Annotated in this window: 25 protein-coding genes; 16 read left to right on the plus strand and 9 right to left on the minus strand. The window is 68.6% G+C overall.

Annotated elements, in window-relative coordinates; all coding sequences use genetic code 11:
• Positions 1 to 27 precede the first annotated feature (27 nt).
• Both D9601_RS10930 and D9601_RS10935 read left to right on the plus strand, forming a co-directional pair.
• Positions 28 to 459, plus strand: coding sequence for a GtrA family protein (locus D9601_RS10930; protein ID WP_198354039.1), 432 nt, complete (start codon positions 28 to 30; stop codon positions 457 to 459).
• A gap of 3 nt (positions 460 to 462) precedes the next feature.
• Complete coding sequence (locus D9601_RS10935; protein WP_198354040.1) at positions 463 to 1,191, plus strand: class I SAM-dependent methyltransferase; 729 nt, start codon at positions 463 to 465, stop codon at positions 1,189 to 1,191.
• On the opposite strand, the gene D9601_RS10940 is transcribed toward D9601_RS10935, so the two are convergent.
• Entirely contained in the window at positions 1,188 to 2,189 is a 1,002-nt protein-coding gene (locus D9601_RS10940) for a glycosyltransferase family 2 protein (protein WP_198354041.1), read from the minus strand. The genes D9601_RS10935 and D9601_RS10940 overlap by 4 nt on opposite strands.
• Before the next feature lie 402 nt (positions 2,190 to 2,591).
• Here D9601_RS10940 and D9601_RS10945 point away from each other — a divergent pair, with 402 nt between their 5' ends.
• The 3 genes from D9601_RS10945 (at position 2,592) to D9601_RS10955 (ending at position 5,586) form a co-directional block, all read left to right on the plus strand.
• Positions 2,592 to 3,446, plus strand: coding sequence for a phosphatase PAP2 family protein (locus D9601_RS10945; protein WP_332837977.1), 855 nt, complete (start codon positions 2,592 to 2,594; stop codon positions 3,444 to 3,446).
• A 306-nt stretch (positions 3,447 to 3,752) separates the two neighbouring features.
• On the plus strand, positions 3,753 to 5,090 hold the full coding sequence (locus tag D9601_RS10950) for a pentapeptide repeat-containing protein (protein ID WP_198354042.1): 1,338 nt from the start codon (positions 3,753 to 3,755) through the stop codon (positions 5,088 to 5,090).
• Between the two features lie 31 nt (positions 5,091 to 5,121).
• A complete protein-coding gene (locus D9601_RS10955) occupies positions 5,122 to 5,586 on the plus strand; it encodes a hypothetical protein (protein WP_198354043.1) in 465 nt (154 codons plus the stop codon).
• 33 nt (positions 5,587 to 5,619) lie between these two features.
• Here the strand turns inward: D9601_RS10955 and D9601_RS10960 are convergent, their stop codons facing one another.
• Positions 5,620 to 7,722 carry a RelA/SpoT family protein gene (locus D9601_RS10960; RefSeq protein WP_198354044.1) on the minus strand — a complete coding sequence of 701 codons (2,103 nt, stop codon included), beginning with the start codon at positions 7,720 to 7,722 and terminating at the stop codon, positions 5,620 to 5,622.
• Between the two features lie 100 nt (positions 7,723 to 7,822).
• On the opposite strand from D9601_RS10960, the gene D9601_RS10965 reads away from it, so the two are divergent.
• Positions 7,823 to 8,281, plus strand: coding sequence for a winged helix-turn-helix transcriptional regulator (locus D9601_RS10965; protein ID WP_198354045.1), 459 nt, complete (start codon positions 7,823 to 7,825; stop codon positions 8,279 to 8,281).
• 343 nt (positions 8,282 to 8,624) lie between these two features.
• Entirely contained in the window at positions 8,625 to 8,879 is a 255-nt protein-coding gene (locus tag D9601_RS19815; RefSeq protein WP_232474145.1) for a VOC family protein, read from the plus strand.
• Here the strand turns inward: D9601_RS19815 and D9601_RS10975 are convergent.
• Positions 8,813 to 9,397: a thiamine phosphate synthase gene (locus D9601_RS10975; RefSeq protein WP_332837978.1), complete on the minus strand. Its 585-nt coding sequence runs from the start codon at positions 9,395 to 9,397 to the stop codon at positions 8,813 to 8,815. The genes D9601_RS19815 and D9601_RS10975 overlap by 67 nt on opposite strands.
• A 21-nt stretch (positions 9,398 to 9,418) precedes the next feature.
• Here D9601_RS10975 and D9601_RS10980 point away from each other — a divergent pair, with 21 nt between their 5' ends.
• Together D9601_RS10980 and D9601_RS10985 are read left to right on the plus strand one after the other, a co-directional pair.
• On the plus strand, positions 9,419 to 10,096 hold the full coding sequence (locus tag D9601_RS10980; RefSeq protein ID WP_198354046.1) for a YggS family pyridoxal phosphate-dependent enzyme: 678 nt from the start codon (positions 9,419 to 9,421) through the stop codon (positions 10,094 to 10,096).
• Positions 10,093 to 10,758 carry an HAD family hydrolase gene (locus D9601_RS10985; protein ID WP_198354047.1) on the plus strand — a complete coding sequence of 222 codons (666 nt, stop codon included), beginning with the start codon at positions 10,093 to 10,095 and terminating at the stop codon, positions 10,756 to 10,758. The genes D9601_RS10980 and D9601_RS10985 overlap by 4 nt, the downstream gene beginning before the upstream one ends.
• A 154-nt stretch (positions 10,759 to 10,912) precedes the next feature.
• Here the strand turns inward: D9601_RS10985 and D9601_RS10990 are convergent, their stop codons facing one another.
• Positions 10,913 to 11,506, minus strand: coding sequence for an ankyrin repeat domain-containing protein (locus tag D9601_RS10990; protein ID WP_198354048.1), 594 nt, complete (start codon positions 11,504 to 11,506; stop codon positions 10,913 to 10,915).
• A 66-nt stretch (positions 11,507 to 11,572) separates the two neighbouring features.
• Here D9601_RS10990 and D9601_RS10995 point away from each other — a divergent pair, with 66 nt between their 5' ends.
• The 3 genes from D9601_RS10995 to D9601_RS11005 are packed head-to-tail and all read left to right on the plus strand — an operon-like array spanning position 11,573 to position 13,304.
• Complete coding sequence (locus tag D9601_RS10995) at positions 11,573 to 12,160, plus strand: SCO family protein (RefSeq protein ID WP_198354049.1); 588 nt, start codon at positions 11,573 to 11,575, stop codon at positions 12,158 to 12,160.
• On the plus strand, positions 12,157 to 12,585 hold the full coding sequence (locus D9601_RS11000) for a YcgN family cysteine cluster protein (protein WP_198354050.1): 429 nt from the start codon (positions 12,157 to 12,159) through the stop codon (positions 12,583 to 12,585). The genes D9601_RS10995 and D9601_RS11000 overlap by 4 nt, the downstream gene beginning before the upstream one ends.
• Entirely contained in the window at positions 12,582 to 13,304 is a 723-nt protein-coding gene (locus tag D9601_RS11005; protein WP_332837980.1) for a M48 family metallopeptidase, read from the plus strand. The genes D9601_RS11000 and D9601_RS11005 overlap by 4 nt, the downstream gene beginning before the upstream one ends.
• Here D9601_RS11005 and D9601_RS11010 read toward each other — a convergent pair.
• The 5 genes from D9601_RS11010 to D9601_RS11030 are packed head-to-tail and all read right to left on the minus strand — an operon-like array spanning position 13,274 to position 18,701.
• On the minus strand, positions 13,274 to 15,424 hold the full coding sequence (locus tag D9601_RS11010; RefSeq protein ID WP_198354051.1) for a transglycosylase domain-containing protein: 2,151 nt from the start codon (positions 15,422 to 15,424) through the stop codon (positions 13,274 to 13,276). The genes D9601_RS11005 and D9601_RS11010 overlap by 31 nt on opposite strands.
• A 53-nt stretch (positions 15,425 to 15,477) precedes the next feature.
• Positions 15,478 to 15,873, minus strand: coding sequence for a peptide-methionine (R)-S-oxide reductase MsrB (gene msrB, locus D9601_RS11015; protein WP_198354052.1), 396 nt, complete (start codon positions 15,871 to 15,873; stop codon positions 15,478 to 15,480).
• A 40-nt stretch (positions 15,874 to 15,913) separates the two neighbouring features.
• Complete coding sequence (locus tag D9601_RS11020) at positions 15,914 to 16,987, minus strand: NAD(P)/FAD-dependent oxidoreductase (protein WP_198354053.1); 1,074 nt, start codon at positions 16,985 to 16,987, stop codon at positions 15,914 to 15,916.
• Positions 16,966 to 17,661, minus strand: a complete 696-nt coding sequence (locus tag D9601_RS11025) for a methyltransferase domain-containing protein (RefSeq protein ID WP_198354054.1) — start codon at positions 17,659 to 17,661, stop codon at positions 16,966 to 16,968. The genes D9601_RS11020 and D9601_RS11025 overlap by 22 nt, the downstream gene beginning before the upstream one ends.
• The gene (locus D9601_RS11030) at positions 17,658 to 18,701 is read right to left on the minus strand and encodes a type III polyketide synthase (RefSeq protein ID WP_198354055.1); all 1,044 of its coding nucleotides are present in this window, start codon (positions 18,699 to 18,701) and stop codon (positions 17,658 to 17,660) included. Before D9601_RS11030 ends, D9601_RS11025 begins: the two co-directional genes overlap by 4 nt.
• 210 nt (positions 18,702 to 18,911) lie before the next feature.
• Here D9601_RS11030 and D9601_RS11035 point away from each other — a divergent pair, with 210 nt between their 5' ends.
• From D9601_RS11035 to D9601_RS11050, 4 genes are all read left to right on the plus strand, one after another.
• Entirely contained in the window at positions 18,912 to 19,373 is a 462-nt protein-coding gene (locus tag D9601_RS11035; RefSeq protein WP_198354056.1) for a hypothetical protein, read from the plus strand.
• Positions 19,374 to 19,691: 318 nt separating this feature from the next.
• Positions 19,692 to 20,597: a hypothetical protein gene (locus tag D9601_RS11040; protein ID WP_198354057.1), complete on the plus strand. Its 906-nt coding sequence runs from the start codon at positions 19,692 to 19,694 to the stop codon at positions 20,595 to 20,597.
• Positions 20,598 to 20,608: 11 nt separating this feature from the next.
• On the plus strand, positions 20,609 to 21,088 hold the full coding sequence (locus D9601_RS11045; RefSeq protein WP_332837981.1) for a hypothetical protein: 480 nt from the start codon (positions 20,609 to 20,611) through the stop codon (positions 21,086 to 21,088).
• A gap of 23 nt (positions 21,089 to 21,111) precedes the next feature.
• Entirely contained in the window at positions 21,112 to 22,224 is a 1,113-nt protein-coding gene (locus tag D9601_RS11050) for a DUF11 domain-containing protein (RefSeq protein ID WP_198354059.1), read from the plus strand.
• Positions 22,225 to 22,228: the final 4 nt, after the last annotated feature.

The raw sequence follows: 22,228 nt of genomic DNA on the forward strand, positions 1-22,228 counted from the left end.
CGGTCCCCGTCCTTTAGGGCGGAGACGATGACGAGGGAAGCTCCCGCCCTGCTCCACATCCTCCAGGCCGACGACATGCGCGGGCAATTGCTGCGCTTCGGCATCGCCGGGGGCGTGTCGACGCTGATCTATTCGGCGGTCTATCTGCCGCTCACCCTGTTCGTGCTGGCGCGGCAGCATGCCGTCTATGCCGTGCCGCCGGCCTTTCTGGTGGCGGTGGCCTGCGGCTATGTCCTGCACAGCCGCTGGAGCTTTAAGGGGCTGAACGACGCCCGCCGCGGCTGGCAGCAGCAGATGCAGTTCATCGCCGTCCAGGGATCGGGCATGGCGCTGAACGCGCTGGTGACCTGGATCGGCACCGCCAAGTTCGGCCTGCCCGGCTGGGTGATCCTCATTCCCGCAGTGGCGCTGGCCACCATCTTCACCTTCATCCTCAATCGCTGGCTGGTGTTCGCTTAAATCATGGATCGCATCGTCTACGACCGCATGGCCGCGCATGATTCCACCCATTGGTGGTACCGCGCCCGCCGCGACATCCTCAGCGATTATCTGACCCGCTACGCCGCGCTGCCGAAGGGCGCGCGCATCCTCGAGATCGGTTGCGGCACCGGGCACAATCTGCCGATGCTCGCGCAATTCGGGTCGGTCGACGCGATCGAGATCGATCCCGCCGCGCGCGCCATCGCCAGCGAGCGGCTGGGCAAGCCGGTCGGCGATGCGCCGCTGCCCGCGCTGCCCGGCGTCGCGCGGGCGTCTTACGATCTGGTCGCGGTGCTCGACGTCGTCGAGCATATCGAGGACGATGTCGCGGCGCTCGCCGCGATGAAGTCGCTGCTCAAGCCAGGCGGCAAGATCCTGATCGCGGTACCTGCCCACCAATGGATGTGGAGCGCGCATGACGTGGTGAACCACCACCACCGCCGCTATTCCAAGGCCGGGCTGGCCAAGGCGATCGGCGCGGCGGGCCTGACGCCGCGCAAGCTGACCTATTTCAACTCGCTGCTCTTCCCGCTCGCCGCCGCGGCGCGCATCGCCGGGCGGCTGACCGGGCGCGACGACAGCGACGATTCACCGCCGGCCAGGCCGCTCAACACGCTGTTCGAGACGATCTTCCGCCTCGAACGCCATGCGGTCGGCCGGGTGCCGCTGACCCCCGGCGTGTCGATCGTTACGCTGGCCGAGCCGGCCTAGGCGCCGGCGTCGAATTCCGGCGAGGGTTCGGCCGCGTTGAAGCCCAGGGTCGAATGGCCCTTCACCGGTCCGGCGATGTCGGCGACCAGATAGAGCGGGCGCTTCTTGCTCTCGATGTACAGCCGGCCGAGATATTCGCCGATCATGCCGAGCACGAACATCTGCACCGCCGACAGGACGGTGACGACCAGCATCGTCGACGTCCAGCCCTGCACCGGCGAGCCCTCGAAAAAGCCCCACAGGATGTAGATCAGCAGCAAGAGCGACGCGCCGGCGAGGATCACCGAGGCGTGGCTGGCGAAGCGTAGCGGCGCGGTCGAGAAGCCGGTGACCGCGTCGAAGGCGAGCCGCACCATCTTGCCGAGCGGATAGTTGGTCTCGCCGGCATGGCGCTCGGCGCGATCGTAGGGGAAGGGCACCTGGCGGAAGCCGACCCAGGCGACCATGCCGCGGATGAAGCGCGCCTGTTCGGGCAGCGACAGCAGCGCGTCGAGCGCGCGCCGGCTCATCAGCCGGAAATCGCCGGTATCGAGCGGGATCGGCGTGTCGGTGACGCGGTCGAGCACGCGGTAGAAGGCGGCGGCGGTTGCCTTCTTGAAGATCGTCTCGCCCTCGCGCTTGCGGCGCACCGCATAGACGACGTCGGCCTGCTGATCGGCCATCGTCCGCCGCATGTCGGCGAGCAGCTCCGGCGGGTCCTGCAGATCGGCGTCGATGATCAGGATCTGCGCACCGCTGCACAGGTCGAGCCCGGCGGTCAGCGCCAGTTGGTGGCCGTGGTTGCGCGACAGGTTGATCGCGACCAGCCGCGGGTCGGCGGCGGACAGGCGCTGCATCACCGGCCAGCTGTCGTCGCGGCTACCGTCGTTGATCAGCACGATCTCGTAATCCTCGCCCACGGCGTCGCGCGCCGCCGCCGAGACGCGCGCGTGGAGCAGCTCCAGGCAGGCGGCTTCATTGTAGCAGGGGATGACGACGGACAGGGCGGGGCGGTGCATGATGGCGCGCCTTGTAGCGGCTTGCACCGGCGGCGTCATCCGCCTGTCACGCCTGACCGGTCACGTCCCGGTAAATGCGAGCGCATGTCGTCTCGCGTCCGGGAACGCCATGATCGAAGTCTGGCCATCCGCGGGAGGCCGACCGGGACCCGACGCCCGCTACAGCGGCGCCGGCGTCTGGAGGGCGGGGCGGTGCGTCGCACCGACGCGCCGGCCTCGCGTCTCGTTCATCCTGGTGAAAGCTTTCGTGGCAGAGGCGGGACTGTCACGAATTTGTAAGATGAAGACGCGCCCGTGCCGACTCAATACCCAGCCGCCGATCGCCCGCTTCCGCCCCTCGCAGTATCGGGACCAGATACCGCGGCCGCAGCCGGCGTTCCGGGCCTGCTGCTTTGGCTGGCGGTGGTGGTCAGCGGCCTGGTCGTCGCGCTGCTGATGCGGGCCAGCGAGCTGACGATCGACCCGATGAGCGGCGGCAACCGTCCCTATTGGCTCTGCGGCGGGTGCGCGCTCGCCCTGCGGCTCGGCGCCGGGCGGACGGGCTGGCGCCATGGCGATGTGCTCGCCGCCGGCGCGGAATATTATGCGCTGTTCACGGCGATCGCCCTGATCGGCGCCGTCGCCAGCTATCCGATCGCGGCGCTGACGCAAGGCTTCCACGATGCGGCGCTGCAACGGATCGACGCGGCCTTGGGCTTCGACTGGCTCGCCTGGTATGGCACGGTCGCGGCGCATCCGTCGCTGCAGGTGCTGGGCCTTGCCGCCTATCGCAGCATCTATCTGACGCCGGCGATCCTGCTCGGCCACGCCGCCTGGTCGGGCGATCGCGGGGCGGCGCATCGCTTCCTCGCCGCCTTCTGGCTGACCGCGGTGGCGACGCTGGCGCTCTACGCCCTGATGCCGGCGGTGGGACCCTTCTCCTACCTCTGGCACGGGTCGATCCCGTACATGCCCGAAAGCGAGCAATGGCAGCAGGGGCTGATCCCGGCGCTGCGCGATCACAGCGTGCGGGTGATCGACCTCGCCCATCTCCGCGGCCTCGTCTCCGCGCCCAGCTTCCACACCGCGGCGGCGGTGATCTACGTCCGCGCCGCCTGGCCGATCCGCAGCCTGCGCTGGCCGCTGCTCGCGCTCAATGCGGCGATGCTGCTGTCGACGCCCGTGGAGGGGACGCATTATCTGGCGGACATGCTGATCGGCGGGGCGGTGGCGACGGCGATGCTGTGGGTGGTCGAGCGGGTGGCGCGCGTCCGTTGATGCCGCTGCGGGTGATTCACTCCGCATCGCTTCGATGTCACTGAATCTAGTGCTTATAACGCACGATCGCATGATCTGTGGCCGCAATACATCCAGTTCAAACAAGACATTGTCCGGATGCTATTCAATTTGAGAGTCCCGGCTAATGGACTCGGATCTTCCATCCGGTCTCACGTAAACTGATCATCTTTGAAAGAAAGACTCGTGACGTCCTAGTTAGTTAAAAGATAGTCGCCGGATCGTCAGCTTTTTCTCGCCACCGTCCCGCTACAATGAAGCTGGGGTCGGTGCGTGGGAGAAAGCGCGATGATCGTCAGCGAAGCCGTGACGGCCGCACCGCTGCGGCCGAGTGGCAAGGAGAAAGTCATAGACGTCCCGCCGGCTGCGGCGGAGCAGCCAGCCGGTGCCGCGCTCGCGCCCGGCACGCAGGGCCTGCAGCGTCTGTACAGCGGCGGCGCGGCGGTGGTGTTGACCGCGCAGGGTGCGCCGGCGGCATCCGCCTCCCCGACTGCTCCTGCACCCGCGCCCGCCGCCAGCGCGGCGCCCGCCCCGCCGGGGCTCGACCTGCATGGCCAAGATCTGCGTGCCGTCGATCTGACCAAGCTCGATCTCCGCGGCGCCAACCTCAGCGGGGCCGATCTCACCGGCAAGGATTTGACGGGGGTCGATCTCAGCGGGGCGACGCTGACCGGCGCGATCTTCGACGGCGCCACGTTCAGCCACGCCAACCTCCACGGCGTCAGCGCCGCGGGCGCGAGCTTCGCCAAGGCGACCTTCGACCAGACGGATCTCGACAAATCCGATTTTACCGCGGCGAAGTTCGCCGGTGCAACCTTCGGCAGCAACTTCCAGCTCGCGCCGACCGCGGTTCAAAGTTGGGGGCCATGCTACATCATCAAAGATGTCAACCTGACCAAGGCCGACTTCACCGGGGCGGAGTTCAAGAATTACACTGACATCAATGACTCCACCAGCGACGGGGCGATTTTCAAGGGAGTGCGCACGGACGCGAAATCCGACGGTAGTTCGCTCCATTTTCTGGAGGGGACCGCAAGGGGTGCGGACTTCGAGGGCTTCGAAGGCGGCCTGGTTCTTGCCGGCGTGGATGCCACCGATGCCGACTTCAGCAACATCAATGGCGGAAAAGTAGTCTTGGGCTTTTGTAAAGCGGACGGCGCAACCCTCCGCAATAGTGATACAAAACTGTGCTTGCAGAGCACCGATTTAAGGAATGTCGATTTCTCGACCAAGAAAAAAAATTTCAGAAACTCGTTTATCTGCGATTGCGACATCAGCGGTATGGATTTTTCCGGATATGACTTTTCCAATACTCAATTCGTGAGTACCACACCGGTGGTGAAGGACTTCTACGGCGACAAACCGGCGATGAAATCATCCGATCTGGTCGCTGGCACCAACTTCCGCGGGGCCAAGTTCGGCAATGCCTTCTTCTACAATATGCAGATGGGCAAGGCGCTGATTGACATCAGAGATCTTCGCGGCGCCTCGGTGGCGGGCGGGCTCAATAACGTCGTCCATATCGACAATGATCATTACGATCTTGGAACGCTGTTTCCCGACTTCTGGGCTCAGATGAAGGCACTGCTCGAGGAAAACGGCATCACGCCATATTGGGAGAAGTGAGATGACTAATATGCGACGACTTGTTGTTGGAATGGCTGCGGCGCTGGGCGCCCTGGGCATGCCGACGGTTGCGACTTGCAGCACGATTTCCAGTGCCGAAATCTGGGCGAAATTGGTCAACGATACGAAATATACCGTCACCATTTCCAATGTCGACTGGTCTGGCCGCTACGGCACGGCCAATGGCGACGGGACGATCAGTGATCGTATCGAGGGCACTTTGGAGCCCAATCAATCGATGCGCAGCCGTCACCGCATGGGCGATCCCGACATCGGGGAGCGCTACACCTATCTATCGTTCGATGCCACCTTTACGAGAGCGAATGGCTCGACCGGCACCTGTACATTCTATTATTCGTACCGATCCGATACGGGCGCAAAGGCGGGAGATGCCGCATCGGCGAATGGTAGCGTCAAAGATCAACCGGCAAGTTGCTCCTTGAAATACGATTCCTATTACAACATCACTTTTGATATTTCGGATCGATATTCCTGACGATATGTCGCGGAGTGTAGCGGGTTAACACCGCTACACCCGCTCCACCGCATTGACCGCGTCTGCGGCGCGCAGCGCCGCGATCAGGCGCATCAGCTGGTGGACGTCATGAACCTCGACGTCGATCACGTTGGTGTGGAACATCGTGTCGCGCGTATCCAATCGTAGCGCGATGATGTTCGCCTTGTGGGCGCCGATGATCGTCGAGACGATGCCGAGCGCGCCGGGCTCGTTCCTCACCTGCACGCTGATCCGCGCCACCGCGCCGTCGGACTGGTCGCCCCAGTCGACGTCGACCCAGTCGGTCTCGTCCGCGCCGCGCTCGGCCAGTTCGGCGAGCACCGGGCAGTCGATCGCATGCACCTCGATCCCCGCGTCGGGGCGGCGCAGGCCGACGATGCGGTCGCCCGGCACCGGGTGACAGCATTCCGCCAGGTCGAAGGCGACACCCGGCGTCAGCCCCTTGATCGAGATGGCGGTCGACTGCGGCGCCAGCCGCGCCGCATCGGTGCCGGCGGAACCCGGCATCAGCGCCTCCATCACCTGCACGTCGGACAGGTGGCGGCGCGCGATCGCCATCATCAGCGCCGGCTCGTCGGGCAGCTTGAGCCGCGCCACCGCATGGTCGAGCGCGTCGGGCGACAGCGCGGCGGGCAGGCGACGGACGATATCCTCGTACAAGGTGCGGCCCAATGCGATCTGCTCGGCCCGCTCGGTATGGCGCAGATGCCGGCGGATCGCCGCCAGCGCCTTGCCGGTGATCGCGAAGTTGAGCCAGCCGGGCTGCGGCACCTGGCCCTTGGAGCGCAGCACCTGCACCTGGTCGCCGTTCTCGATGACGGTCGACAGCGGCACGACGCGGCCGTTGATCTTGGCGCCGACCGCCTGGTCGCCGAGATCGGTGTGCACCGCATAGGCGAAATCGATCGGCGTCGCGCCCTTGGGCAACTGGATCAGCTCGCCCTTCGGCGTGAAGGCGAAGATGCGATCCTGATACATCGCCATGCGGGTATGTTCGAGCAGCTCTTCGGGGCTGCCGGCGGTGTCGAGGATCTCGACCAGATCGGCGATCCAGCTATGCTGGCTGTCGGCGCGGACCTTCTTTTCCTTGTACGCCCAGTGCGCGGCGAGGCCGAATTCGGCTTCCGCATGCATGTCCGGCGTGCGGATCTGGATCTCGATGCGGGCATTGTCGGCATGGATCACGCTGGTGTGCAGCGAGCGATAGCCGTTGCGCTTGGGCGTCGAGATATAGTCCTTGAACCGCCCCGGCACCATCGGCCAGCGGCGGTGGATGATCCCCAGCGCGCGATAGCAATCCTCGACCGTCGGCACGATCGCGCGGAACGCCATGATGTCGCTGAGTTGCTCGAAGCTGATGTGGCGCTCGCTCATCTTGCGCCAGATCGAATAGGGGTGTTTCTCGCGCCCGGTCACCTCCGCCTCGACGCCGGCGCGGGCGAGCAGCAGCTTGAGGCCCGAACCGATCTTGGCGATCCGGTCGCCGCCGCCCGCCTTCAGCTGCTCCAGCCGCTTGGTGATCGACTGATACGCCTCCGGCTCGAGCTGTTCGAAGGCGAGCGTCTGCATCTCCTTCATGAACTCGTACATGCCGACCCGCTCGGCGAGCGGCGCATAGATGTCCATCGTCTCGCGGGCGATGCGCCGCCGCTTCTCCGGCTTGGGGATGTGATGGAGCGTGCGCATGTTGTGCAGCCGGTCGGCGAGCTTGACCAGCAGCACGCGGATGTCGTCCGACATTGCCAGCAGGAACTTGCGCAGGTTCTCGGCGGCGCGCTCGTTCTCGGTCTGCGCCTCGATCTTGCTGAGCTTGGTGACGCCGTCCACCAGCCGCGCGACATTGGGACCGAAGACGCGCTCGATCTCTTCCGAGGTGGCGACCGTGTCCTCGACCGTGTCGTGCAGGATCGCGGTGGCGATCGTCTCGTCGTCGAGCCGAAGGTCGGTCAGGATGCCCGCAACCTCGATCGGATGGCTGAAATAGGGGTCGCCGCTGGCGCGCTTCTGGCTGCCATGGGCGTGCATCGAGAAGACGTAGGCGCGGTTGAGCAGCGCCTCGTTGGCATCGGGGTCGTAATCGAGCACCCGGTCGACCAGTTCATATTGCCGCAGCACAGCATGTACATGGGGCGGGCCGCCACGGCTTGGCAATGGTTTGTTGCCGATCAGCGTGATCGTTTTTGCCGCTCGCGCGCGTTTGCGGTACGGCAGGGCCATGGACCACCTGCGCGAGACGCTGAAGGAATGCAGCCTGCCCGCGGCGCTGGAGGCGATGGGCGAGCGCTGGGCGTTCCTGATCCTGCGCGCCGCGTTCAACGGCCTGCACCATTTCGAGGAATTCCAGTCGGAGCTGGGCATCGCGCGCAACATCCTCGCCAATCGGCTGGCACGGCTGGTCGACCATGGCATCCTGCAGCGCGCGGCGATGCCGGCGGACCGCCGCAAGATCCGCTATTCACTGACCGAAAAGGGCTATGCCCTGCTGCCGACGATGGTCGCGCTGCGCCAATGGGGCGAACGCTGGGAGACGTGCCAGCCGGCCTTCCCGGTGCTGGTCGACGCGCGCGACCGCCGGCCGGTGGCGCCGGTGACGGTGCACGCCCACGACGGCCGCGCGCTCGGCCGCGGCGAGATGATCTGGGCGCGGCCGGAAGAGGTGGCGGACGGGGGCTGAAGGCGCTTTCCCGCGCGGGTGGCGGAGAGGTGCGTTCGCCCATCCTTCGTAGCGGCCCCGCGAGCCTGGCGCGCGGACCCGGCGTAAGCGAAGCCAGAGCTGCGAAGGTCCGGCGTTGGATTGCCCCGACGCCGCCCGTCGCAGACCTTGGCTCGTCGGGCGACATCGGGCAGCGTCGCGGGATGTCCCAGCGCCTCGCGATGACCGCCCTCCTCGTCCGTGACTATGACGAGGCCATATCGTTCTTCGTCGACAGCCTCGGCTTCGTGCTTCGCACTACACTGCGCTGGCCGCGGGGAAACGGTGGGTCGTCGTCGCCCCGCCGGCTGCCGCCCACGCGCTGCTGCTCGCGCGGGCCGTCGGGGACCGGCAACGGGCGGCGGTCGGCGACCAGAGCGGGGGGCGCGTCTTCCTGTTCCTCGAAACGGACGATTTCGCCCGCGATCACCGCGCCTTCACCGACCGGGGCGTCCGGTTCGTCGAACCGCCCCGGCACGAACCCTATGGCATCGTCGCGGTGTTCGAGGATCTCTACGGCAACCGCTGGGACCTGATCGAGCCGGCTCGCGCGCCGGAGGGCGCCGCCCGCCCGGCGTGAGCGGGCGCGACGGCGAGGGCGTCGATCGCCGCCCAACCGTCGAAGCCGTAGCGGCGCAGCCGCAGCCAGCGCTGCCCGTCCATGCCGCCGAGCGCGATCCGCGCCACCGGCAAGCCACGCGCGATCGGCACGGCGCGGCCTGGTCCCAGCGCGGCGGCGCCGGGATGCGATCGCGTCGCGAACAGCGGCGACACGAACAGCAATGTCGCGCCGGCGCGCACCGCCGCGATCGCCTGACGCCGGTCATGCGCGGGATGGGTGGCGGCGCGCCGGCCGCCATGCGCGGCCGCCCCCGGCAAGCCGCCGGCCGCGCTCAGCCGCATCCGTCGCGCCTTGGCCAGCCGCCGGACGCGCAGGAACAGCGCATGGCGGGCCCCGCGCGCCAGCTCGCGCTGGCGGAAGACGATGCCGGCGCCCGGCGGCAGCGCGCGGATCGCCGCGATCACGTCGCCGACCCGCGCATCGGTCATCAGCCAGGCGGCGCGTCGGGGATCGAGATTACGGTTCAGATCGCGCACGCCGACGCTATAGCGGCGCGCATGACCGACACCAATGCACGCGCCACGATCCTGGCGGAGATCGCCGCCGCCGCCGCGATCGCGCGCCGCGACCCGCGCGACGTCACGCTGATCGCCGTCTCCAAGACGCACGACGCCACGGCGATCGAACCCCTGCTCGCCGCCGGCCAGCGCGTCTTCGGCGAGAATCGCGTGCAGGAGGCCGCCGCCAAATGGCCGCCGCTGCGCGAACGCCATCCCGATGTCGTGCTGCACGGCATCGGCCAGCTCCAGTCCAACAAGGCGGACGAGGCGGTCGCGCTGTTCGACGCGATCCACGCCGTCGACCGGCCGTCGCTGGTCGACGCGCTCGCCCGCGCGATGGACAGGCAGGGGCGCCGGCCCGACTGTTTCGTCCAGGTCAATATCGGCGACGAGCCGCAGAAGGGCGGCTGCGCGCTGCCCGAACTGCCCGATTTGCTCGCCCGCGCGCGGGCCGCCGACCTGCCGGTGATCGGGCTGATGTGCGTGCCGCCCGCCGACGTCGAGGCGGCGCCCTATTTCGCCCTGCTCGCCAAGCTGGCGCGCGACCACCGCCTCGCCGGGCTCAGCATGGGCATGTCCGCCGATTTCGCCACCGCGGTGACATTGGGCGCCACCCATGTCCGCATCGGCAGCGCGCTATTCGGCGAACGCCCCCGCATGGTGCCGGCGGCATGAGGTTCGACGGCCTCCTCTTCGACTTCGACGGCGTGCTGATCGAAAGCGAATATGCCGGCAACCGGCACCTCGCCGAACTGCTCACCGCCGCCGGCCATCCGACCACGCCGGAGGATTCGATGGCGCATTTCATGGGGCTGGCCGGTGACGATTTCCGCGACGCGATCCGCCGCTGGATCGGCGGCCCGCTGCCGGCCGACTTCGAGGCGGCGCGCGCGGCGGAAGACGCCCGCGCGATGGCGGAGGGCGTCGATGCGGTCGCGGGGGCGGTCGCCTTCGTCCGCGCGCTGCCGCGCGACCTGCCGAAAGCGGTGGTGTCGTCCAGCTACACGCGTTGGATCCGACGGCATCTCGATCATATCGGCCTCGCCGACGTCTTCGGCGACCATGTCTACAGTGGCCGCGAACACGTCGCCCGCGGCAAGCCCGCGCCCGACCTCTATTGGTACGGCGCCCGCGCGATCGGCGTGCCGATCGAACGCTGCGCGATCCTGGAGGATTCGCCGGTCGGCGCGACCGGCGCGGTGGCGAGCGGCGGCTTCGTCATCGGCCTCGTCGCCGGCGCGCATTGCGGGCCTGGCCATGCCGACCGCCTGCGCGCGATCGGGGTCGACGCGATCGCGCGCGATTTCGCCGAGGTGGCGGATTGCGTCGGCCTCTGAATTCCGGCTGTCCTACACGTTCCGCCGCCGCTAGCCTTGCCGAAGAGACCGCCCGCTCTTTCTCATTGTCGCGTCATCGATGCCCGCGGGGGTAGGACCGTTTCCCCGTCCAGGCGTCAATTCTGTCAAGACTCGCGGAAAACGACAGCGTCTTCTACAGCTTGGGCCCCGCCACCGCCGCCCGCGTCTTCTTCGGCAGGTCCTTGAACAGCGCGACCAGCGCCGGATTGCGCGCGTCGCGCAGCGCGTAATCGCGCGCCGACAGGCCCGCCAGGTTGTCGGTCTGGTCGGGATCGGCGCCCTTGGCGATCAACAGCCGCGCCATCGACAGGTCGCGGTTGTTGACCGCCAGGATCAGCGGCGTCTGCCCCTGCGCATTGGCGAGGTTGATGTTCGCCTTGTAGGTCAGCAGCAGCGTGACCAGATCCTCGCGCTGCGCCATCGCCGCCAGGATCAGCGGCGTATTGCCGCGGCTGTCGCGGATGTTCGGGTCCGCCTTGTGCTGCAGCAGATATTGGAAGAACAGCGCGCCGGGATGGCTGACCAGGATATGCAGCGCGCCCTTGCCACTGGTGGTCGAGCGCGTGTTGATGATCGTGCTGCCCGGCTGTTCGATCATGTCGGTGACCGTCTTGCCCTCTTCCTTCTCGATCGCGGACAGGAATTTGTAGCTGTCCGACTGTTGCTGCGCGGCGAGCGGCGCGGCGGTGAGCAGCAGGGCGACGGCGAGAAGCGGACGGACGGTCATCATGGGTCCTCGGGCGTGGAAGCGGACTTGCCCGTCCGCCGGTAACAGATCATGGCTGGCACGGTCATGAACATTCTGCGTGTCCTGCCGATTGCAGCCTCGCTGCTCCTCGCCGCCTGCCAGGGAAGCGCGACCCCGGCCGAGGCGCCGCTCGCCGGCGCGAAGATCGGCGGCCCGTTCACGCTGACCGATCAGGACGGCCGCACCGTCACCGATCGCGACTTCGCCGGCAAATACCGCATCGTCTATTTCGGCTACACCTTCTGTCCCGACGTCTGCCCCACCGACATGGCCACCGTCGGCCAGGCGATGACGCTGCTCGACAAGAGCGATCCCGATCTGGCCAGGCGGATCGTGCCGATCTTCATCACCGTCGACCCCGCCCGCGACACGCCGCCGGTGCTCAAGCGCTTCGTCGGCGCCTTCTACCCGCGTATGGTCGGCCTAACCGGCAGCCGGGCGGCGACCACCGCCGTCGCCAAGGCCTTCGCCATCTATGCCGGCAAGGGCGCCGAGCAGCCGGGCGGCGGCTATCTGGTCAACCACAGCCGCCAGACCTATCTGATGGACCCACAGGGCAAGCCGCTCGCGCTGCTGCCGACCGAACAGGGCGCGCAGGCGACCGCCGACGAGATCAGACGCTGGGCATCATGAGCAAATTCTGGGAGCTGCCGATCGAGCGGCTCGACCGCGGACAATGGGAAGCTTTGTGCGACGGCTGCGGCAAATGCTGTCTGCACAAGCTCGAGGACGACGAGACGGGCGAGGTCTATCCGACCAACGTCGCCTGCCGGCTGCTCGACCGGCGCAGCGGCTTCTGCTCCGACTACAAGCATCGCCGCGCCTATGTGCCCGAATGCGTGCGGCTGACCGCCGGCAATGTGCGCGACATCGACTGGCTGCCCGCCACCTGTGCCTATCGGTTGCGCGCGGAAGGGCGGCCGCTGCCCGACTGGCATTATCTGATCTCCGGCGACCGCGAGACGGTGCATGCCGCCCGCCAGTCGGTACGAGGCTGGACGGTCAGCGAGGACGACGTCGGCGACATCGAGAATCACGTCGTCGACCGCGAGTTGTGAGCGGGGCAGCGGCGGGCGCGGCGGATGACCTCGCCATCGACATCGTCCGCCACCCGACTGCGCGGCGCATCCGGCTGGTCGTCGACCCGGCGAGCGGCGCGGTACGCCTGGTGCTGCCGCGCCGCGCGGCGCTGAAGCCGGCGCTCGCCTGGGCGCAGGGCAAGGCGGACTGGATCAGGGGGCAACGCGCGGCGCTGCCGCAGGCGGTGCCCTTCGCCCCGGGCACAATGCTACCTGTCGCCGACGCGCCGCTGACCATCGCTTGGGCGCCGGGCAGCCGCCGCCGCGTCGAGCGTGACGGGGCAAATCTGTCGCTGTCAGGCCCGGCGGAGACGGTGCCGCGCCGGGTCGAGGCGTGGCTGCGCGCGCAGGCGCTCGCCGTCCTGTCCGCCGATACCGCCGTCTATGCGGCCCGGGCCGGCGTGACGGTCAGCAAGGTCGCGGTCGGCGATCCGCGCGGCCGCTGGGGCAGCTGCGCGCAGGACGGCGCGATCCGCTACAGCTGGCGGCTGATCCTCGCCCCCGGCTGGGTCCGCCGCGCGACCGCCGCGCACGAGGTCGCCCACCGCGTCCACATGGACCATTCGCCCGCCTTCCACGCGGTCGTCGCCCGACTCTATGCCGGCGATCCCGACGGGCAGCATCCCGATGCGGCGCGCGCCTGGCTACGCGCGCACGGCGCCGCGCTTCACTGGTACGGACGCTCGTCCGGCAGCTGACGCTGCGGCGGCAGCGGCTGGCGACCGGTGGCGAGCGGTTGCCGCCCCGGCGCCGCCGGATCGCGGCCGTCGCCGCGCCGATCCTCGCGCGGCGCGTCGCGCCCGGTGACCCGGTCGATCAGATCGTCGAGCTGCTGCTGCGGCTGGGTGCGCGCCTGCGGCGGCTCGCTGCCGTCGCCGTCCTGCTCGTCGCCGACCTGCGCCTGCGGCTGGGCGGGCAGCGGATTGCCGTCCTCGTCGACCATCGCCGCGCCATTGTCGGGCTGGCCGAAATAGCTCTCCTCGTCCGGCTCCAGCTGCCATTCGGGCAGGGTCACCTGCGTGTCGAACTGCTCGATCGGCCGGTTCGCCACCGCCACCTTCATGAAATCGGCGAAGGCGCGCGCCGGCGCGGTACCGCCGTGCAGGCCGGGGATCGGCTTGGCGTCGTCGCGGCCCATCCACACGCCGGTGGTCAGCCCCGACGAGAAGCCGAGGAACCAGCCGTCCTTCGTGGAGGTGGTGGTGCCCGTCTTGCCTGCCACCGGCCGGCCGATCTGCGCCTGGCGGCCGGTGCCGGTGTTGACCGCGGTCTGCAGTAGGTCGGTCATCTCCGCCGCGACAGAGGGCGCGACCAGCACGTGGCTGCGATCGACCTCGTGCGTGTAGATCGTCTGGCCGTTGGCGGTGACGCGGGTGATGCCATAGGGCGCGACCGCTACGCCCTTGGCGGCGACGCTGGCGAAGGCACGGGTCATGTCGATCAGCCGCACGTCGGAGGTACCGAGCACCATCGACGGATGCGTGTTGACCGGCGTGGTGATGCCGAACCGCCGCGCCATGTCGGCGACGGTGGTGAAGCCGACCTCCTGGCCCAGCTTGGCCGCCACCGTGTTGAGCGAATAGGCAAACGCGGTGCGCAGGGTCACCTGGCCGGAGAAGTGGCGGGAATCGTTGCGCGGGCTCCAGCCGTCGATCGTCACTGGCTCGTCGACGATCGTGTCCTCGGGCTTGTGCCCGGCCTCCAGCGCGGCGAGGTAGACGAACAGCTTGAACGCCGAACCCGGCTGGCGCTGCGCCTGGGTCGCGCGGTTGTAGATCGACGAGACATAGTCCTTGCCGCCGACCATCGCCTTGACCGCGCCGTCGCGATCCAGGCTGACCAGCGCGCCCTGCGCGCCATTCGGGGCGTTGCTGCGGATCGCGGCATCGGCGGCGCGTTGCATGCCGAGGTCGAGCGTCGTCCACACCTCCAGCGGCGCCTGCGTCTCGTCGATCAGCGTGTCGAGCTGTGGCAGCGCCCAGTCGGTGAAGTAGCGTACCGAATTCTGCTGCGGCTCGGGCGCGAGCTTCAGCCCTTGCGGATCGGCATTGTCCGCCTGGGTGCGGCTGATCGCGCCGCTGCGCACCATCGCGTCGAGCACCACGCCGGCGCGGCCGACCGCGGCCTGCGCGTCGGCGGTCGGCGAATAGTTGGACGGAGCCTTGACCAGGCCGGCGATCACCGCCGCCTCTGACAGGCTCAGGCTGTCGGCACCATGGCCGAAGAACTTGCGGCTCGCCGCGTCGATGCCATAGGCGCCGCCGCCGTAATAGACCTTGTTGAGGTAGAGTTCGAGGATCTGGTCCTTGGAGAACTTCCGCTCCAGCGCCAGCGCCAGGATCCATTCGCGGAATTTCCGCCCGAACTTCTTCTGGTTGTTCAGGAAGACGTTGCGCGCCAGCTGCTGGGTGATGGTCGATCCGCCCTGAATCCAGCGGCCGCGCTCGTACCGGACCATCACCGATCGCGCGACGCCGATCGGGTCGACGCCGGGATGCTGGTAGAAGCGCCGGTCCTCGACCGCGACGGTCGCGTCGCGCATCACCGTCGGGATGCGATCGTAGGGCAGCCATTCGCCATAGCTCGGCCCGAGCGACACGATCACCGTGCCATCGGCGGCATGGACGCGGATCATCTGGCCGTTGGGCGAGGATTTCAACTGGTCGAAACTCGGCAGCTGCGAGCGCGCGACATAGACGGCGACGACCAGCGCGCCGATCGCGAGCACGGCAAGGCCGACCAGGATCTGGATGGAGACGATCAGCCGGCGGCGCCAGGGCGATCGGGGGGCGGGGCGGGAGGTACGCGCACGGGCCATGAGCGCTTGGCGCGATACGCGCTAACGCTGCCCCCGGCAAGCGCTCGCCTGCTTTACCGCCGCGCGCGGAATTCCAGCGCGATCGAGTTGATGCAATAGCGCAGGCCGGTCGGCGGCGGGCCGTCGGGAAAGACATGGCCGAGGTGGCTGTCGCAGCGGGCGCAGCGCGTCTCGGTCCGGGTCATGCCGTGGCTCGTGTCGCTATGGTCGGTGATCCGGTCGCGCGCGATCGGCTGGGTGAAGCTCGGCCAGCCCGAACCCGAATCGTATTTGTCGGCGCTGTCGAACACGTCGAGGTGACAGGCCGCGCAATGGTACAGGCCGTCCGCCTTGTTGTCGGTCAGCGTGCCCGCGAAGGCACGTTCCGTCCCCGCCTCGCGCAGCACGTGATATTGTGCCGGCGACAGGCGCTTGCGCCATTCGGACTCGGAAAGATTGAGCTGATCCATCGCGTTACCTTCCTGGGCGGCGTGGGCGTCGTCAAGGTCGTCAGCCGACCCTGGTCGCCGCCGCCATGACCTGGATCAGTCGCGGCGGCAGCAGGGCGACGAGCGGCGACGACCAGCGGCTTTCCGCGACCCGCCGCGCCGCGCCGGCGACCGCCATCGGCCGCGCCACGCGGCGGGCGAAGCGCTGCTGCCAGCGGCTGGCGCATTCGCCTGCCAGATGCGCACGGGCGGCGTCGATGCCGCTGGCGAGCGCGATGCCCATGCCCTCCCCGGCCAGCGACGGGATCACCGCCGCCTGGTCGCCGAGCCGGTACAGGCCGGGGGTGCCGTCGCGCCGTCGCCAGCCATAGGGGACGTTGGCGATCGCATCGATCGCCGCCGTCGCGTCGAGTCCGGCGAGTCGCGCTCCCAGTGCTGGGTGCTCGCGCGCCAACGTCTCGAGCAGCGCCAGCGGCGTGCCCGCCGCGTGCAGCCGCGACCGATGCACCGCCAGGCAGATGTTGGCGCTGCCATCCTCCTGCGCGACGATGCCGGCATAGCCGCGGTCGAACAGGTGCAGCTCGATCTGCCCGGCCAGCGCCGCGGCGATGTCGCGCCGCGGGTGCAGCCGCAGGCGCAGGCCGAGCGTCGGATCGTCGCCGCGGGCCGCGGCGGGGCGGGCGTGGCCGCGCAAATCGTGCTTGCCGGTGGCGAGGAACAGCGTGTCGGCGGCGATCGCCGTGCCGTCCGCCAGCGTCGCGGTGCCCGCGTCCAGACTGCGCACCGCCACGCCGCTGAGGCAGGTGACGCCGACCCGTGCGGCCGCGGCACGCAGCGCCGTGTCGAGCCGGCGGCGCGACAGGCCCATCGCTGGCGCGGGCAGGCGCGCCCGATGCACCCGGCGGCCGGCGAACAGCGCCACGCCCTCGACGCGGTGGCCGCCCAGGCTGGCGGGGTCGACGCCCAGTTCGTCGATGCGCGCCACCGTCCGCCAGCTGACGAAGCCGCCGCACAGCGCGTCGCCGGCCGGCTGGCGCTCGACCAGCAACGGCGCGACGCCGCCGCGTGCCAGCGTGATCGCGGCCGCGCAACCGGCCGGCCCGCCGCCGATGATCAGCGCCGCCGTTCGACGCATAACCGGAACGGAAAGGCACGGAAGACGCGGGCGTCGTGGACGCCGGCCGCGGCGAGCAGCGGCGGCCATTCGGAAGGGCGATAGGCGCGCGCGATCGACAGCCGGCCGTCGTGGCGGACGATCGGATGCCAGCCGGCGACGCGGGCGAGCAGCGGATAGCCGGCATAAGCGAAGCCGTGGCGATGCAGGTCGTTGACGAACCAGCCGCGTGCCGCTTCCGCTTCCATGAAGCGCAAGAAGGCAACGAGTTGCGCGTGCGTCATGTGATGCGCGACCAGGCTGCTGATCACCACGTCCCAGTCCTGTCCGGCAAGATCGGCATAGTCACCGGTGACGTAGTGGATCGCATCGGCGGGATCGGTGTGCGCGCGGGCCGCCGCCTCGCTGCGCGGGTTGAGGTCGACGCCGGCCAGCATCACCGCGACGCCCCGCCGCCGGGCCCAGGGGGCGATCGCGCGCAGCATGTCGCCGTCGCCGAAGCCGACGTCGAGCAGCCGCAGGGGCGCGCCGTCCGCTACCGCCGCGATCCGGTCGAGGAAGGCGAGCGTCGGCCGCCGTGCCAGCGTCACGGTGTTGACCCGCGCCAGGTCGGCGACGACCGCGGCATAGACGTCGGCGGGCAGGTCGTCCGCGTCCATCAACTCCTCGGCCGTGCTGCGCACCGCCAGCGTCACGCCACCCGCTCCAGCGCCAGCCCCTCCGCCGCCAGCCCCGGCCCGAAGGCGAGCGCCACGCCGGCGTGGGGACCCGGCGGCGCGGCGAGCATCCGCGCCAGCACGAACATCAGCGTCGCCGACGACATATTGCCCTTGTCGTGCAGCACCGCCCGCGACGCGGCGAGCGCCGCCGGCGGCAGGCCCAGCGCCTGTTCGACCGCGTCGAGGATCGATCGGCCGCCGGCGTGCACCGCCCAGAACAGATCGTCCGGCACGGCATCGCCGACGATGCTGGCGACCAGCTCCGGATCGGCAAGCGCGCCAGCGATCCGCGCCGGTACCGCGCCGTCGAGATGCATGACGAAGCCTTGGTCGGTGACCGTCCAGCGGATCAGCGCCGCGCTGTCCGGCACCGTCGCCGCGAACGGCTGGCCGAGCGCAATGCCGCCCGGCTCTCCCGTCACCAGCGCGGCCGCGGCGCCGTCGCCGAACTGCAGCATGGCGAGCAGGGCGCCGACATCGTCGGTGTCCTGCAGGTGCAGCGTCGACAGCTCCACCGTCACCACCAGCACGCGCGCCGCGGGCTCCGACCGGACGATATGCCGCGCGGTGCGCAGTGCGACCACCGCGGCATAGCAGCCCATGAAGCCGATCAGCGTCCGTTCGACCTGGCGCGACAGCCCCAGCGCGTGGGCGATGATCTGGTCGACGCCCGGCGCGACGAAGCCGGTGCAGCTCGCCACCACCAGATGGGTGATGCCGGCGGTGTCGATCTGCCCGGCCAGCTCGGCGATCGCGGCGAGCGCCAGCCGCGGCGCTTCCTCGGCATAGATGGCCATTCGCGACGCGGTGCCCGACATGGCGCCGGCGTAGAAGCCGCCCGCCGCGGTCGGATCGGGGAGCACCGACCAGCGGTGCGCGATGCCCGATCGCGCCGCCATCCGGTCGAACAAGGCGCGCGGCCGCGTGTCCAGTCGCGCGTCCGCCCAATCCAGAAAGGCCCGATGAACGTCATGCGGGGGTACGGCGACTCCCACGGCGTGGAGATAGGCGGTCACGCAGCTCCTTCCTGGCCCGCAGGCGATTGATGGGGATGAAACGCGCCGGCGGGAACTCCGGGCCCGTCATTCTCGTTCGCCAAGCCAGTATGAAATAAATGTTAGTTTTTCTGTCCGAATTAGTCCAAATGTCGGAATGAACTTGTTTTTTTCCGGTTCCGAATGATACCGGAACCATGGCTGGCAGGCGCTGACGGGAGAGCGTACGAGGTGGCGGAAGAAACGGTTGCGGGGCTGGTCAAGGACCTGACCACTCAATTGTCCGCGATAGCGGTGGACTTCGGTTCGCGGGCGGATCGCCTGATGAGCCAAACCACGCTCACCGCCCAGCACGGTCAGCATCCGCCCGGCGACATCGCCCGCCAGTTGCTCTCGCAACGAGCCGCGCGGTTCGAGCATCTTCCCGCCGACCTGTTCCACGAACCCGCCTGGGACATGCTGCTGGCGTTGTTCGTCGCGCATGAAGAGCGACGGACGATGAACGTCAAGACGCTGGTCAGCACCGCTGCCGCCCCGGTCACCACCTCGCAGCGCTGGATCGACCATCTCCACAAGCTTAAGCTGATCGATCGCGTCATCGATCCGATCGACCGCCGCCGGATGGAAATCTCGCTCAGCGATTCGGGTCACAGCGCCGTTCTGGCCTATCTGCGCCGCCTCGGTGCCGCGTGATTTTGCGATAAGCATTCGAAACGGCGAGTAATTTAATTACCCCCGGAATAGGGAAGGGCGGGTGTATCACATCCGTTTTGCGATCCGTCCGGCACGCTTCCTCTCGCTGACGTCCGCGCCGATGTGCGTTTGCGGGCGACCAGATCCACCCGCTTTGATCGCGATCAAAAACATCGAACTGCAATTCGGTTCAGTAAATCTTGTTTAAGCACGAACCCTGATTTTCCTTCCCGTGCATAACACACGGGGCTGAGATCGGTGACGATCGCAAGTATAGGGGACAAGGTCGGGCGGACATATGGCAGCGGTGCGGCAGCAATGCTTGCACTCGCCATGGTGTCGTCGACGATGATCGTGGCGGAAGCCGGTGCGGACACGCGTGCCGGAACGCAGATCAGTAACGTCGCCACTGTCGAGGTGACCGGCAAGGAAGGGCGCTGGACGATCGCGTCCAACCCGGTCGTGTTACGCGTCGGCGAACGGCTCGACGTCGCGCTCGTCCGCGCCGACGACACGGCGGTCGCGATCGGTGCCGGCGGCGCCACCGTCCCCGTGCTGCTGACCAACCGCGGTAACGGCGACGAGGCGTTCGACCTTTCCGCCGCACTGTCCGATACCACCGCCACCGTGCGCGGCATCGCCATCGACACCGATGGTGATGGACGCCTCGATCCGGCCGATACTTCGCTCGTTCAAGGGCATACGCCGCTGCTCGCGCCGGGCGCGACGCTGCGCCTGCTGGTGCTGATCGACGCCGCCGCCGATCCGGTCACGGCGGTCGCGCTGACGGTGAACGCCCGCGCCGCCACCGGCAGCGGGCCGCAGGGTACGACGATCACCGGCGCCGGCGACGGCGGCGGCGATGCAATGACCGGCGCGACCGGCGCCGCCGCCAGCCTGGTCGTGCCGATCGGCGACGCGCAGGGCCTGCCGACGCTGATCAAGTCGCAGGCGGTGCGCGCCGCCGACGGATCGACCCGCGCGGTCGCCGGCGCCGTCATCACCTACACGCTGGAAGCGCGCTTCACCCGGCCGGTGCGGGGCGCGCGCCTGCTCGATCCAATCCCCGCCGGCACGCTCTACCGCGCAGGCAGCCTGACCCTCGACGACACGCCGGTCAGCGATGCCAGCGGCCTCGACGCCGGCGGCCGCATCGCCGTCGCGCTCGGCGACATCGCCGGCCCGGCGCTCCGCACCCTCCGTTTCCAGGTGACCATCCAATGAGGAGATTGTCCGTGTCCTTCCCACGTATCGCCGCTGCCTTCGCGCTGACCGGCGCGGTCGCCGCCGCGGCGCCGGCGCTGGCCGCCGGGCCGCTGACCATCGCCACGCGGATGATGGTCGAGAAGCGCATCGCCGCCGCCGACGGTACCACCCGCATCCAGATGGTGCCGGCGGTCAAGGCGGTGCCCGGTGCGCGCATCACCGTCGTCCTCGCCTATCGCAACACCGGCGCGCAGCCGATCGGGAATGTCGTGCTGGCCAATCCGGTGCCGCGCAACATTGCCTATCGCAATCCCGCGCCGGGCTCCGCCGCGCCAGAGCTGTCGGTCGACGGCAGCACCTATGGGCCGCTTTCCGCCCTCACCGTGGCCGGTCCGCAGGGTCGGCGGCCCGCCACGCTCGACGATGTCACCCACGTCCGGTGGCGCCTCTCCAGCCCCATTGCGGCCGGGCAGGGGGGTGAACTCGCGTTCCAGGCCGTCCTCAAGTGAGATTGCAACAGGGGGTTATCATCATGAATCGCTATCGCCTGACGCGATACTGGCTGGCCGGGACGGCCGCCGTCGCGTCGATCGGCACCGCGCAGGCGCAGACCGGCACCACCGCGGGCACGCAGATCACCAACACCGCCAGCGCCACCTATACGGTCAACGGCACCGCTGGCACGGCGACGTCGAACACCGCGACCTTCGTCGTCGACCGCAAGGTCAATCTGACCGTGATCACCGCGCAGAGTGCCAACACCCAGGTCAATCTGGGCCAGACCGGCGCGGTGACGACATTCCAGGTCACCAACAACACCAATGCGACGCAGGATTTCCTGCTATCGGCCAACCAATTGATCCCAACCGGCATTTTGACCGGCACCGACAATTTCGATCTGTCCAACCTGAAGATCTACGTCGATTCCAACGGCAATGGCACCTACGATCCCGGCGTCGATACGGCGACCTATATCGACGAACTGGCGCCCGATGCGCGCGCGACGGTGTTCATCGTCGGCGACATCCCGACCTCGCCGCTCGCTTCGATGGCGATGGTCGGCCTCGACGCCACCGTCGCTGCCGGTGGTACGGCCGGCACCGCCGGTGCGGCGCTGATCCCGACGCCGCTCAACACGGTCAATCAGGACAGCGAGATCGACATCGTCTTCGCCGATGACGACAATGACGGCACACTGGGCTACGATACCGCCCGCAACGGCCAGGGCTGGGCCTATGCCGCCTATGAAGTCGGTGTGCATTCGGTCGCACTGACCGTCACCAAGACCGCCAGCGTCATCTCCGATGGCGTCAGCACGCTCAATCCCAAGGCGCTGCCCGGTGCGATCGTGCAATATTGCCTGACCGTCAGCAACGCCACCGCGGGAACCCCGGCGAGCGGCGTCAACCTGACCGACGTCATCCCTGCCAACACCACCTACGTCCCCGGCTCGATCAGCGTCGGCAACGTCGGCGCCGCCGGCGCCTGCCTGATCAACGGCTATCCGCAGAATGACGACGGGTCGCAGGCGGCGGGCCCGTACATGGGCTCGTTCAACACCAGCACCAAGACGGTGACAGCGACCATCCCGACGCTGGCCGGCGGCGCGTCGCTGGCGGCGAGCTTCCGCGTCAAGATCAACTAACCGC

Source organism: Sphingomonas sp. MA1305 (genome assembly GCF_016107325.1).
Taxonomy (GTDB): Bacteria; Pseudomonadota; Alphaproteobacteria; order Sphingomonadales; family Sphingomonadaceae; genus Sphingomonas.